Source organism: Nitrospirillum guaranorum (genome assembly GCF_034653275.1).
GTDB lineage: Bacteria > Pseudomonadota > Alphaproteobacteria > Azospirillales > Azospirillaceae > Nitrospirillum.
On the sequence record NZ_JAYEES010000004.1, the window covers coordinates 1,848,730 to 1,862,104 of the forward strand.

Consider the following 13,375-nt stretch of genomic DNA (forward strand, 5'->3'; position numbering starts at 1 on the left):
CACTATGCCGCAGCGGGCCGCGACCCGCGCCCACGCTCAGTGGATCAGGACTCAGCGGGTCAGGATGTTGACGGCCGCGAACAAATCCAAGATGTGGCGGGCGCGGACGTCCCAGGTGTGGTGCGTGGCGGCCTGGCGGAAGCCTGCCCGGGCCACGGCCGCCAGGCCGGCCGGGTCGGCCAGTGCCGCCTCGATACGGGCGGGCAGGGCGTCCAGGGCGGTCCAGCGATAGAACAGCATGTCGCGCCCGTCGGTGTAGTGACGGTCGTAGTAGCGGCTGGGGTCGGACACGACGGCCGCACCGTTGACCTGCGCCGCGAACACCCGCTCATGTCCGCCCGCGACGAAATTATTGTTGCTGTTCAGCACCAGACGGGCGCGGCGCAGCAGGCGCAGCGTCTCCTCGAAGCTGCCCTCGCCCCGCCAGTCGAAAGCGGGGAAGGGCCGGTCCTCCCATCCCTTGCCGTAGACCACCAGGGGCACCCCGGCGGCGTTCAGGGCGGCCAGCATCTGGTGCCGGCGATAGGCCTCCACATAGCGGTACACCTCCCGCGACTTGCGGATCAGCTGGGTGCGTCCGGCGGGGGTCAGGCTGGTGTCGCGGGCGGCCAGCACCTGGTCGATGGCCTCCTCCAGCGACAGCGTGTCCTGGCTCAGCGCCAGGTCGGCGGCGTCATCGAACAGGGTGGTGACGAAGTTGCGTTCGGCGCTGTGCCATCCCCGTTCGGGCGTGCCCCGGTAGGTGCCGGTGAACAGCAGGGGGATGTCGCGCCGCTCCGCCCAGTCCTGGAACAGCGCCTCCTCATCCGGCATGGCCGGGGGAATGCTGGTGTTGGCGCCGGGCGGCATCAACGACAGGGCGGCGAAATGCTCCGGCGGGAAACTGTCGCGCACCAGCGTGACATGGCTTTCGTCCAGGAAGCTGACGATGTGCCGCCGGTCCATCTTGATCTCCAACCGGGGCCATAGATGCACGGGATGGTCGACATGCAGGGTGATGAACAGGCTGTCGACCGCGTCGAACAGCGTCTGGTCGCCGGCGCGCATGTCCACCCCCATGCCGTTCAGGGCGTAGAAGAACTGCACCGGCTGGCTGAGTGCGGCGTTCAGCCGCGCCATCCCATCCGGGAGCAGCAGGTCGATCACGATGGCCTCATGCCCCATGGCCGCGAAGGCCGCCGCCAGCTGGTCGATGTGCAGCCGAAGCGAGCCGTACTGCGACTGGCCCTTGAACAGAACGATACGCATGACCTCTCTCCCAGGGCGCCGGCCCACGGCGCCTAAGGTGCCCCAGCCGGGCTGGGGATGCCAGCGTTGGGCGCCGCGGCGGCCCGGGGGCGGGCGTGGTCATGAATCGTTAACCAATATGTCGCCGTCTTTTCAAGCGGATGGCGTAACGGACGGTCTTTCTCAACCCACCCCTGGATGATCGCCCATGACCTTGGTGAGGTGCCGCCGGACCCTGTCGCTGTCGCTGCTGGGGTCACCACTCCGTTGGCGGGAGCCGGCCATAACCATCCCCGGGTAGGGCGTTCGCATCCCGCGTGACGGAAGGTGGCATACAAAAATGTCACACCGTTGCCAGTAAACGGATCGGTAATCGCAGTGTCTTAAAATATTCACATCACGTTGCTATGCAGCATGCGCTTTCAAGCCGGACATAAAGGTGACCATATCACTTCTGTGTATTGCCGGATGGGGAAGATTTCAAATAAATCGAAGGGGGAAATTCGATGCTGAAGAATCGGTTGTTGGCAGGTGTGTCTCTGCTCATCCTCGGTATTTCCAGCGCCACGTTCGCGCAGACCGCGCCGGACGCCGCTGCGGATGCCGACGCGCTGCAGGAAATCGTCGTGTTCGGCCGGGGTGAAACCCGCCAGGTGCAGGCCATCACGCCCATGGACATGCAGATCGCCGTCCCGGGCGCCAGCCCGATCAAGGTGATCTCCAAGCTGCCGGGCGTGAACTACCAGGCCGCCGATCCCTACGGCGCCTACGAATGGGCGGTGCGCATCTCCGTGCGCGGCTTCAACCAGAACCAGCTGGGCTTCACGCTCGATGACATCCCGCTGGGTGACATGAGCTACGCCAACGACAACGGCCTGCACATCAGCCGCGCCATTTCGTCGGAAAACCTGGGCGTGACCCAGATGGCCCAGGGCACCGGCGCCCTGGACACCGCCTCCACCTCCAACCTGGGCGGCACGCTGAAGTTCAAGTCGGCCGATCCGGAGACCACCGCCGGCGGCCTGGCCGCCGTCAGCTACGGCAGCAACGCCACGGTGCGCGCCTTCGGGCGCATCGAAACGGGTGAGATCGACGGCGGCGGCCGCGGCTACCTCAGCTACGACTACCAGCATGGCAACAAGTGGAAGGGCCAGGGCGAGCAGTGGCAGCAGCAGGCCAACGGCAAGTTCGTCCAGCCGGTGGGCGAGGGCACGCTGACCACCATGGTCAACTACTCCGACCGGCATGAGAACGACTACCAGGACCTGTCCTTGGCCCTGATCGGCAAGTTCGGCTACAAGCTGGACAACATCTCGGACAACTACACGCTGGCCAAGGCCATCGCGACCGCCTACCAGGCGGGCAAGCCCATCCCGGCGCCCTACTCCACGCCCGACGACGTCTACTTCGACGGCGCCGGCAACCGTGAAGACATCATCGGCTCGACCCAGCTGGAATATCCCATCAACGACCGCCTGTCGCTGAAGGCCATGGTCTACGGCCACCACGACAAGGGCATGGGCACCTGGGATACGCCCTACCTGGCGACGCCCGCGGCCTTCGGCGGCTCCCCCATCTCCATGCGCACCACCGAATACACGGTGTCGCGCATCGGCACGGTGGACAGCCTGACCTACACCCTGGCCGACCACACCATCGAAGGCGGCCTGTGGTTCGAGAACAACGACTTCGACCAGGCCCGCCGCTTCTACGGCCTGGGCATCAACAGCCCCGGCCGCACGGCGGATGAGTTCCAGGAGAACCCCTTCGCCACCCAGTGGCAGTACACCTTCAACACCAAGACCTACGTGTTCCACCTGCAGGACACCTGGCAGGCCCTGGACAAGCTGAAGATCAACTACGGCTTCAAGTCGATGAAGGTGGAGAACGAGAGCCAGACGCAGCGCTATACCTCGGCCAGCGACATCATCAACGGCTCCATCGACACGTCCAAGGGCTTCCTGCCGCAGATCGGCTTCAACTACCAGCTGTCGGACGAGGCCGAGCTGTTCGGCGACTACGCCAAGAACGCCCGCGCCTTCGTCAGCTCGCACACCGACGGTCCGTTCTCGACCACCCAGTCCGGCTTCAACGCCATCAAGGACAAGCTGAAGCCCGAAACCTCCGACGCCTTCGAAGTGGGCACCCGCGCCCACGTCGACACGTTCGAGGCGGTGGCCGCCGCCTACTACGTCAGCTTCCACGACCGCCTGCTGGCCACCACCGTGGGCTCGGGCATCCAGGGCAACCCGTCCGCCCTGTCCAACGTGGGCGGTGTCACCTCCAAGGGTATCGAGCTGGCCGGCACCTGGAAGTTCGTGAAGAACTGGTCGCTGTACGGTTCCTACTCGTACAACAAGTCCACCTACGACGACGACACCCGGAACGGCGACGGCACCCTGTACGCCGCCACCAAGGGCAAGATCACGGTGGACAGCCCGCAGAACATGGTGAAGGCCGAGCTGTCGTTCGACAACGGCATGCTGTTCGGCGCCATCTCGGGCAACTACATGAGCGAGCGCTATTACACCTATATCGACGATGGCAAGGTCCCCGGCTACATGACCGTGGACCTCAGCTTCGGCTACCGCTTCCAGGGCGGCGGCTGGCAGCGTGACCTGGAAATCCAGGGCAACGTCACCAACCTGTTCGACCGCCACTACGTCTCGTCCATCGGCACCAACGGGTATACCGTCAGCGACCCGACAGGCTCCTTCCAGACGCTGCAGGCCGGTGCTCCGGCCGCCGTGTTCGTCTCCGTGCGCAAGAAGTTCTAAGGTCGCATAACTTGCATAAGTGCGACATTTTGGGGGTGTGACCTTTTGCGGCCTCACTCCTTATGAGGAAAGACATATATCTTTCAGGGGCCTCGCCGGCTAACCGGCGGGGCCCGTTCTTTTTCCCGCGTAGGATGGGGACGGATCGCATGCACCAGCTCACTTATGGCGATCGCCTGCAGGCCGTGATCCGTGATGATGCCCGGCGCATGCGGCTGCTGGCCCATGTCCGCGCCCTGGACCTGCCGGATTGCTGGATTGGCGCCGGTTTCGTGCGCAACGCCGTGTGGGACCACCTGCACCGCCAGCAGGCCGTCCCTGGCACGGGGGGAGAGGCGCCCGACAGCGACGTGGATGTGGTGTGGTTCGATGCCGCGCGCCCGTCCATCGCCGTGGATCGTGACCTGACCGACCGCCTGCTGGCCCTGGCGCCGGACGTCCCCTGGTCGGTGAAAAACCAAGCCCGCATGCACTGCCGCAACGGTGACGCGCCCTATGCCGGCTGTGCCGACGCGCTACGCCACTGGCCGGAAACGGCCACGGCCGTGGCGATGCGCCTGACGCCGGAGGGTGCGCTGGAGATCCTGGCGCCCTTCGGCCTGGACGACCTGTTCGGCCGCCTCATCCGTCCCACCCCCACCTTCCGGGGCGCCAAGTACGAAATTTTGCGCCAGCGGGTGCGCGAGAAGCGCTGGCTGGAGCGCTGGCCGCTGCTGCGGGTGGTGGACCCGGACTGAATAGGCCGCCGTCAAGCCCCCGCCCAGGGTAGGTCTGGTTTTCGCAACTAACCGTTTCCTATTTAAGCGATCCCCGGTACTGAAGACGGCCGCGCTCCTCCCCAGCACAGGTCCGCCGTCCCATGACCGCGTCGTCCGAAACCACGCCTGACCGAACCGCATCGGGCCAAACAGCGTCGGGCCAAACAGCGTCGGGCGGCCTGCCCGCCGGGCTGACCCTGCTGTTCGCCGTCACCTGCGGCGCCGTGGTCGCCAATATCTATTATGTCCAGCCGCTGCTGGCCGATATCGCCGCCAGTTTCCAGGTGGGCATGGGGTCGGCGGGCATGCTGGTGACGGTGACCCAGGTGGGCTATGCCCTGGGCCTGCTGCTGGTGGTGCCCCTGGGCGACACCCATAACCGCAAGCGCCTGATCCTCACCCTGCTGGCCCTGTGCATCGCGCTGCTGCTGGCGGCCGCGGCCAGCCCCGGCTTCCTCGCCTTCGCCGCCGCCTCGCTGGGCGTGGGCGTGCTGTCCTGCGCCGCCCAGGTGGCGGTGCCCTTCGCCGCGTCCCTGGCGCCTGACCACAGCCGGGGCCGCACCGTGGGCACGGTCATGAGCGGCCTCATCCTGGGCATCCTGCTGGCCCGCACCATCGCCGGCGCCATCGCCCATTACGCCGGCTGGCGCGCCGTCTACCTCGCCGCCGCCGTCGTGATGACGGTGCTGGGCGCCCTGCTGGCGCGCGCGCTGCCGGCCGACCCCGCCCGTCCCAGCATTCCCTACGGCCGGCTGATGGCCTCCGTCCTGCACCTGGCCCGCACGGACGCGGTGCTGCGCTGGCGCTCGCTGATGGGGGCCCTGGGCTTCGCCGGATTCAGTGTCCTGTGGACGGGCCTGACCTTCGTGCTCAGCGATGCGCCCTATCATTTCGACCAGGCCACCATCGGCCTGTTCGGTCTGGCGGGCTTGGCCGGCGCGCTGGCCGCCAGCCGGGCGGGACGCCTGGCCGACAAGGGCCACGCCCACGCGGCCACCGGCCTGTTCGCCGCCGCCTGCCTGGCCGCCTGGGGGTTGATGGCGCTGACCCACTGGTCGTTGATCGCGCTGACCGCCGGCATCGTGCTGTTGGACATCGGCGTGCAGGGCCTGCAGATCACCAACCAGAGCGTCATCTACGCCGGCAACCATGGCGCCCGGGGCCGGGTCACCACGGTCTACCTCACGACCTATTTCGTGGGCGGCGCCTGCGGCTCGGCCGTGGCCAGTCTGGCGTGGGACCTGGGCGGCTGGCCGGCCGTGTCGGCCACCGGTGGCGCCGTCGCCCTGGCGTTGCTGGGCTGCTGGCTGCTGGCCCACGCCCGACGCGAGGAGGTGTGAGTCTCAAGGCCCGCTGACCACCAGCCGATCGGCGCCGATGTGCCGGCGCAGCACGTCGGCCAGGGCCGTGGCCTGAACGGCGCGGAAAGGGTCGTGGCCGGTCAACACCAGGGCCACGTTGGCCGGCGTGATGTCCAGCACGGCGGCGATGGCCACCTGCAGCTTCAGCCGCCGCACCTCCGCCGCCAGGTTGTGCGATTGGCCGGGGTCGATGTGCACGCCCTTCTCACCCGTGCGGAAGGCCAGTTGCACGGTGCCGGTGTCCGGCCGCGACGCGACGGGCGCGCGGGCGAGCAAGGGGACGGCATCCACCCGCCCGCCCTCGGCGGATGGCGTTTGCGCCTTGGAGAAGTCGGGTAGCTCGGGGCAGCCGTCGGCCACCGCCCGCGCCAGGGCGCGCATATGCTCCAGCCGCGTCTGGCCGTCCTGGTCCAGCTTCTCCTCCAGTCCTTCCATCCCCGCCAGCCAGCGCTCCAAGACATGACGGGTGCCCAGGGCGCGCGGCGCGGTCGAGGCCGCCAGCTGGTCCATCAGCGTGGCGCTGGTCTCCAGTTCCAGCCTGGCCAGGTGGCGTTCCAGCAGGGCCAATTGCTCCATCGCCTCGGTGCGGCGTGGTTCCTCCAGCGTGTCCACCTGGGTGCCGATGACGGCGACGAAGGACAGGACCTCGCTGAACAGGGGCGACAGGCGCCGCAGGCTGGCATACGCCTCGTCCACGTGCGGTTCCGCCGCCAGGGTGCGGGCGCAATCGGCGCCCAGGGCGCGCACGGCCTCGTTCAGCTGGGCGATCTTCTGCCGGGTGGCGCGATAGCGGCGGGATTGGTCGGCGTCACGCGGCCGCCGTCCCTCCTGGGAACGGCGCCGGACATCGGGGATGGGGGCCGGCGGTGACGCCGTTTCCCTGGACATGCTTGTGCGGCCTGGCCTCTTTGGTCGAGACTGCGTCGACAATCGTTAGTTTACCATAAGTCGACCCCCGCGCCAGCGGCGCGGGGAAGGGCTCTCTGGGGCATTTTGGGGAAAGGGGTGTCGCCGTGGCGACCATCGCTGAGGCGCTGCAGGCCGCCTTGGATCATCATCAGGCGGGCCGTCTGGCCGAGGCGCGCATCCTTTATGGCCGGGTCCTGGCCGTGGCGCCCGATACCCCCGACGCCCTTTACCTGTTGGGCGTGCTGGACGCGCAGGCCGGCCACTTCGACGCGGCGGCGACCGGGCTGGAGCGGGCATTGGCGCTGCGGCCGGAGGCCGTGGCCTATCGCCTGACCCTGGCCAAGGCGCTGATGGCGTCCGGCCGGGCGGAGGCCGCCATCCCCCAGTTCCGCGCCATCCTGGCCCAGCAGCCGGACCAGGCGGAGGCCTTGGCCACCCTGGCGCGACTGTTGGCCGGCCAGGGCGAGCCAAGTGGCCCAGGAGCCCCGATTGGCAAGGATGAGGCGGCCGCCCTGTTCGAACGCGCCGCGCGGCTGGCGCCGGCGGACGCGGCCTTGGCCCTGGATCAGGGGCGTTGCCTTCATTCCCTTGGGCGCCTGGACGCGGCGGCCGCCGCCTTGACCCGCGCCCTGTTCCTGGCGACGGGCACGACGGCGGCGGGCGCCCACATCACGCTGGGCCGCGTGCGCGAGGCGCAGGGGCGGGAGGATGCGGCGCTGGCGGCCTACCAGGCCGGTCTGGCCGTGCCCGGGCTGGCGGCGGCCGATCCGTTGATGGCGGCGCAGGGCCTGCAGGCGCAGGGCGCGCTGCTGCACAAGCAGGACCAGGCGCAGGACGCCGCCACGGCGTATGAGGCGGCGCTGGCGCTGGCGCCGGACCTGCTGCCCGCCCGCTTCGGCCTGGGCCAGGTGCTGGCCGGCCTGGGTCGGCTGGAGGCCGCCGGCGATTGCTTCCGGGCGGTGCTGGATCGCGATCCCGCCAACCTGATGGCGCATGAGGCGCTGTGGCAGTTGCATGAGCGGCAGGAACGGCCGGACCAGGCGCTGGCCGCCCTGGATGGCGCCTTGGCGCTGGCGCCGGACCGCCCCGACCTGTTGTTCGCCCGCGCCCGGTTGCTGCACCAGGCCCGGCGGGATGGCGAGGCGGTGTCCGCTTATGCGGCCCTCATGGCCATGGGCGATCTGGCCCCGGATCTGCGTGCGGCGGCGGCCAGCAACCGCGCCACCCTGCTGGTCGCCCGGGGCGAGGTCGCGGCGGCGGCGGCCCTGCTGTCCGACATCCAGGTTCTGGTTCCGGGCACCGGGGCGGCGGGGATGGAGGACTGCCACCGCCTGGCCCGCCTGCTGGCCGACATCGCACCCGTGGCGGACCAGGCGTGGGACGCCCTTGGCCACTTGGTCGCCTGGGTCGCGACGGAATGGCGGGCACGGGACTATTTCTGGAAAAGCGCCTACTACCTGGCGCTGGAGACGGGCAACCATCTGCTGGCCGAACCCGACGGCGCGGCGCGCCTGCCCCGGCTGGTCGCGGCCGTGACGGCGGCGGCCATGGGGCGCGACCCCCTACTGGATCCCTGGTTCACCTTCCTGGACGGATGTGTCGCCCTGCGCCTGGGACAGGAACGGCGCGCGCGGGACTGTTTCGCCGGCCTGGAACGGGCGCTGCCCTTCGCGGCCCAGGTTCCCCTGGGCGACGATTTCCAGCGCTGGACCGCCGCGGGCGCTCCCTTGCGCGCCGGCTTCGACGCCACGCTGGATTGGGGGCGGGCAGCGGCGGGCGGTGCCGACGAGCCCGTGGTGCTGGTGGCGGCCGACAGCGGCTATGTCCGCCGCTTCCTGCCCTTCCTGGCGGCCTCCATCGCCGCCGTTGCCGCCGGCGCCCGCCTGCATGTCCATATTTGCGACCCGGCGGCGGGGGATGTCGACTTCCTGGCGGCGGCGGCGCCCGGCTTGCGCCTGGGATGGTCGACGGAGGCGCTGGATCCGCACCTACACCATGAGACGCGCCTGACCTATCTGACCGCCGCGCGCTTCCTGCGCCTGCCTCACATCCAGGACCGGTACGGCGGCGCACCCTTGGTGGTCGCCGACATCGACGCCGCCTTCCTGACCGACCCCGTCCGTTTCGTCGCGGCCCTGCCCGCCGGCCGTCCGGTCGCGGCCACCTGGGGCCCCGCCAACTTGGCGGCCCCCTACGACGCGGTCGGCGGGGGCCTGGTGGTGGTCGGGCCGGGGGACGTGGCCCGGGCCTTCACCCGGGGCGTGGCCGACCTGCTGCTGTATCATTGGCACCACAGCCGGGAAGGGGGCCCGGTGCTGGGCTATTTCCTGGACCAGGTCGCCCTGGTGGCCGGCGTCCGCTTCGTGTTGACCCCTGATCGCCTGCTTCCCATCAACCGGGCCGGGCGCGTCTATCGCCTGGATGGGGGCAGGGGGCCGGCGATGTTCGTGCCCATCGTGCCGGAAAAGGCCTTGCCCGATATCGACGCCCGCCTGGACCAGGCGGTGGCGGCGCTGAGGGCGGGTGCGGGGCGGCGGGCGCTGGAAGCGTTTTTCCAGATCCCGCCGCTGGCGGACGCCTAACCTTTTGCACCGGCGCCGGCACGTGCCGGTCCTGGCCTTCGCACCGCGCCCCTGGCAGAAAATCGACAGGAACATGGGTCGGGCGCCTGGTTGTCGAGGATTTGGTAATCATTTGGCGTTAACCATGCCCGGTGGGTCGCCCGCTGCGGCGATTTCTTGGGAAGGGAATGCGGACCCGGTCATGATTGGGCGGCGCTTTTTGCAGGCGGGGGGCGCCCTGGCGGGGCGGCTGGGGGCGGGGCGGTTGGGCCTGGCGCTGCTGCTCGCCTGCGCCGCCGTGCCGGCCTTTGCCGCCCCCATGCCCCGGCCGGCTGACGCCCCCGATCCCTGGACCGGCCTCTCGGGCCCCGAGTTCGACCACTTCCCCCCGCCTTGCGCCTGCCCAGCGATGTGGTGACCAGCCTGGCGCAGACCCGCCACGGCGTGGTGTGGTTCGGTACCTTTGGCGGCCTGGTGCGGTTTGACGGCTATCGGACCCAGATATATCGGGGGGCGGCGGACACCAGCGCGGTCCCCGGCTCGCCGGTCGGCAAGCCGGGGACCGCGCCGCCGCCCTCCTATGTCTTGCCCGACGCTTATGTGCGCAGCCTGCTGTACATCGACGACGGCGGTCTGCTGATCGGCACGAACGCCGGCGGCCTGGCGCGCTTCGACGCGGACGCGAACGGCTTCAGGCCCGTGCCCATCGCGCACCGCACCGTCGCCGCCCGCATCATGGCGATGGGCACGGCCCGCGACGGCGGCGCCTGGGTGCTGTCGGACCAGGGGCTGGACCATTACGATCCACATACCGCCACGGCCTCGCCCGTGGCCGACGCGGGTGCCGGAGGTGTCAGCCCCCGCCTGTTCGCCGTGCTGGAGGACAGCCGGGGCGCCCTGTGGCTGGGCGGCCATCCCGGGCTGTTCCGGCGCGGCGCGGGCGAGACCGCCTTCACCCGCGTGGCCGCCCCGGCGGACGATGCCGTCCTGGCGCGCGCCCTGGCCGACGACGTCTGGGCCCTGTACGAGGACGGCCACGGCCGCGTCTGGGTGGGCACGGGCGAGAATGGGGCCTTCGCCCTGGATATCACCACCGGGAACGTCACCACTGGGGACACCACCCCCGGCCGCCCCCTGACGATCAAGGGCCTCAGCGGCGCTGACAGCCTGGCGGCGCGCCACACCGTGCGCGCCATCACCGAGCCGGAGGGGCCCGGTGGCCCCCTGTGGCTGGCCACCGACGGCGTCGGCATCCTGACGCTGGAGACCGACGGCCGGGTGGGCGTCCTGGCGCATTCCGAAATGGTGTCGACCTCGCTGGCGGGCGACGTCGTGCGCGCCTTTCTGCGCGACCGCAGCGGCAATGTCTGGGTGGGCACCCAGCGGGGCGCCGACCGGGTGGAGGCGGGGCAGCGCCTGGTTTCCACCGTGCAGGCCGCCCCGCCCGGCGGCGTCGGCCTGGCGGACGCCGACGTGCATGCCCTGACCACGGATGCGCGGGGGCGGGTGTGGCTGGGCCTGGGGCGTGGGCTGGTCGACGTGGTCGACCCCGCCGATGGCATCCTGCGCCACGTCGTCCTGCCGGGGGTGGACCAGGGCCGGGACATCTACAGCCTGGCGGTCCTGCCCGATGGCGCGGTGCTGGCGGGCGGGCGCGGCGTCACCCGCATCGACCCCGCCACCTTGGCCGGCACCTCGTCCTGGATACCGGCGCTGGACGGCGTCGTCGTCCTGTCCCTGGCGACGGCGACCACGCCCGCTGGCACCACCGTGCTGATGGGTGGCTATGACGGGCTGTACATCCGCCAGCCCGACGGCACGCTGACCCATCTGGTCCATGATCCGGCCGACGCGGAAAGCCTGCCGGCCGACCAGGTGAACAAGATCCTGGTGGTGCCCCCCGGCGCGTCCTCCGGGGGTGCGGTATGGCTGGCCACCTCCGGTGGCCTGGCCGTGGCCGACCTGGCGGATCTGCCGCGCCCGCGCTTCCACACGCTGCGCCGCGCGCCGCAGGCGGGTGCGATAGGCGGGCTGCCGCACAACGTGGTCAACGATGTCGTCGTGGACGGCGCCGGCAACCTCTGGGCCGGCACCTATGGTGGTGGCGTGGCCGTGCTGACGCCGGCGCAGATGCGGGACGCGCTGGCCGGGCGGTCGGGGATCGCCCCGCTGGTGGTGGATGAGACGCAGGGCCTGGCCAACAACGCCGTGTCGGCGCTGGCGGTGGACGGCGACGGCAGCGTCTGGGCCGCCGCCGCCGCCAGCCTGGTGAAGTTCAACGGCCCCGGCTTCCCACCCCGCGTCCTGGGCGCCCGCGACGGCGTCATCGTCCGCGCCTTCAACATCAAGGCGGCGACCCGTGGCGCCGGGGGCGAGGTGCTGTTCGGCGGCATGGGCGGCCTGACGGTCATGCGCCCCGGCATGCTCCGCCCCTCCGTGCCCGTGGGCGTGCTGGCCGTCACCGCGCTGGACGTGAACCACAAGGCGCAGCCGCCGGGCCGCCTGCCCCCGCCGGGTGGCACCCTGACCCTGGGCGCGGGGGTGAAGACCATCCGTCTGGCCCTGTCGCTGCTGGACTTCCGCGCCCCGCACGACACCCGCTACGCCTACTGCCTGGACGGGTTCGACGAGGATTGGGTGGAGGTGAACGGCGCCCAGCCCCAGGCCGTCTACACCAACCTGCCGCAGGGCGATTACACCTTCCGGGTGCGCGCCTGGACCGACCTGCCGGGGCTGGCCCTGTCCAACCGGCAGGAGGCGACGGCCGGCTTCGACCCCGACGCCGAACCGGTGGCGCAGCCGGGCCAGAACACGGCCGAGGCGCTGTCCATCGCGCCCATGGCCGAGCTGGCCTTTCATGTCAAGGTCCTGCCCCACTGGTACGAGCAGGCTTGGTTCCGGCTGCTGATGGTTTTCGGCCTGGTGGCGCTGATGGCCTGCGTGCTGGCCATCCGGACGGAGGCGCAGATGCGCCGCGAACGGGCGCTGGGCCGCATCGTCGCCGCCCGCACCCGCGACCTGCGCGCCGCCAACACCAAGCTGGAACAGCTGGCCAGCACCGACCCGCTGACCGGTGTCCTGAACCGGCGCCGCTTCTTCGAACTGGCGCGGCTGGAATGCGATCGCTCCCGTCGCTACGGCCGCGCCTTCTCCGTCATCCTGTTCGACCTCGATCACTTCAAGCGCATCAACGACACCTTCGGCCACCTCATGGGGGACGAGGTCCTGCGGGCGGCGGTGGCGGTGGCGGCCAAGGCCTGCCGCACCGTGGACCTGCTGGCCCGCTTCGGCGGGGAGGAGGTCATGATGCTGCTGCCCGAGACGGACATCGCCGGCGCCCAGGTGGTGGCGGAACGCATCCGCACCAACCTGGCGGAGATGGAGGTCGCCTACGACGGGCAGGTGGCCCAGGTGACGGCCAGCCTGGGCGTGGCCCAGTGGCGCAGCCCCGATGAGACGCTGGAGGATCTGCTGGCGCGGGCCGACGGCGCCCTTTACCAGGCCAAGAAGGGCGGCCGCAACCGCACCGTGCTGGCCTATAACGAGGTGGAACGGGCGGCCCGCATGGGCTGGGCCATCGTTCCGTCCGGCGATCCCAGGGGGGATGAGGCGGCGGCGGCCCTGGTGGTCGACTCCCCGCCGCTGGAGCCGCTCGCCCGACTCGCCGGCCTGGGCGATGCCACCTTGGTCGACCCTTATGAACGTGAGACCTACGACCGGCCGGCCACCGGCGTGGACGAGGACGTGCCGCCCGACGGCACGCTGCCGAAAGCGGCCTCCAA

8 protein-coding genes are annotated in these 13,375 nt (G+C 70.3%); 6 read left to right on the forward strand and 2 right to left on the reverse strand.

Annotation, left to right across the window (positions count from 1 at the left end; all coding sequences use genetic code 11):
• Positions 1-51: 51 nt before the first annotated feature.
• Positions 52-1,248 (reverse strand): glycosyltransferase, encoded by a 1,197-nt coding sequence (locus UAJ10_RS29740; RefSeq protein ID WP_322919032.1) that lies wholly within the window; start codon positions 1,246-1,248, stop codon positions 52-54.
• A gap of 485 nt (positions 1,249-1,733) precedes the next feature.
• Between UAJ10_RS29740 and UAJ10_RS29745 the strand changes: the two genes are divergently transcribed.
• From UAJ10_RS29745 to UAJ10_RS29755, 3 genes are all read left to right on the forward strand, one after another.
• A complete protein-coding gene (locus UAJ10_RS29745) occupies positions 1,734-4,004 on the forward strand; it encodes a TonB-dependent receptor (protein WP_322919033.1) in 2,271 nt (756 codons plus the stop codon).
• A 149-nt stretch (positions 4,005-4,153) separates the two neighbouring features.
• Complete coding sequence (locus UAJ10_RS29750) at positions 4,154-4,741, forward strand: nucleotidyltransferase family protein (protein WP_322919034.1); 588 nt, start codon at positions 4,154-4,156, stop codon at positions 4,739-4,741.
• Between the two features lie 122 nt (positions 4,742-4,863).
• Positions 4,864-6,102, forward strand: coding sequence for an MFS transporter (locus UAJ10_RS29755; RefSeq protein WP_322919035.1), 1,239 nt, complete (start codon positions 4,864-4,866; stop codon positions 6,100-6,102).
• Between the two features lie 3 nt (positions 6,103-6,105).
• On the opposite strand, the gene UAJ10_RS29760 is transcribed toward UAJ10_RS29755, so the two are convergent.
• Positions 6,106-7,011 (reverse strand): hypothetical protein, encoded by a 906-nt coding sequence (locus UAJ10_RS29760; protein ID WP_322919036.1) that lies wholly within the window; start codon positions 7,009-7,011, stop codon positions 6,106-6,108.
• Positions 7,012-7,136: 125 nt separating this feature from the next.
• Between UAJ10_RS29760 and UAJ10_RS29765 the strand changes: the two genes are divergently transcribed.
• The 3 genes from UAJ10_RS29765 to UAJ10_RS29775 all read left to right on the forward strand — a co-directional run.
• On the forward strand, positions 7,137-9,614 hold the full coding sequence (locus UAJ10_RS29765) for a tetratricopeptide repeat protein (RefSeq protein WP_322919037.1): 2,478 nt from the start codon (positions 7,137-7,139) through the stop codon (positions 9,612-9,614).
• A 181-nt stretch (positions 9,615-9,795) separates the two neighbouring features.
• On the forward strand, positions 9,796-10,011 hold the full coding sequence (locus UAJ10_RS29770; RefSeq protein ID WP_322919038.1) for a hypothetical protein: 216 nt from the start codon (positions 9,796-9,798) through the stop codon (positions 10,009-10,011).
• A partial coding sequence (locus UAJ10_RS29775; RefSeq protein ID WP_322919039.1) for a diguanylate cyclase occupies positions 9,987-13,375 on the forward strand: 3,389 nt, incomplete at its 3' end. The genes UAJ10_RS29770 and UAJ10_RS29775, both read left to right, overlap by 25 nt.

Bases quoted from the DNA above. Each gene is read 5' to 3' on its own strand.
- UAJ10_RS29770 (WP_322919038.1), top strand. From the start codon at position 9,796: ATGATTGGGCGGCGCTTTTTGCAGGCGGGGGGCGCCCTGGCGGGGCGG.
- UAJ10_RS29745 (WP_322919033.1), top strand. From the start codon at position 1,734: ATGCTGAAGAATCGGTTGTTGGCAGGTGTGTCTCTGCTCATCCTCGGT.
- UAJ10_RS29755 (WP_322919035.1), top strand. From the start codon at position 4,864: ATGACCGCGTCGTCCGAAACCACGCCTGACCGAACCGCATCGGGCCAA.
- UAJ10_RS29760 (WP_322919036.1), bottom strand. From the start codon at position 7,011: ATGTCCAGGGAAACGGCGTCACCGCCGGCCCCCATCCCCGATGTCCGG.
- UAJ10_RS29750 (WP_322919034.1), top strand. From the start codon at position 4,154: ATGCACCAGCTCACTTATGGCGATCGCCTGCAGGCCGTGATCCGTGAT.
- UAJ10_RS29740 (WP_322919032.1), bottom strand. From the start codon at position 1,248: ATGCGTATCGTTCTGTTCAAGGGCCAGTCGCAGTACGGCTCGCTTCGG.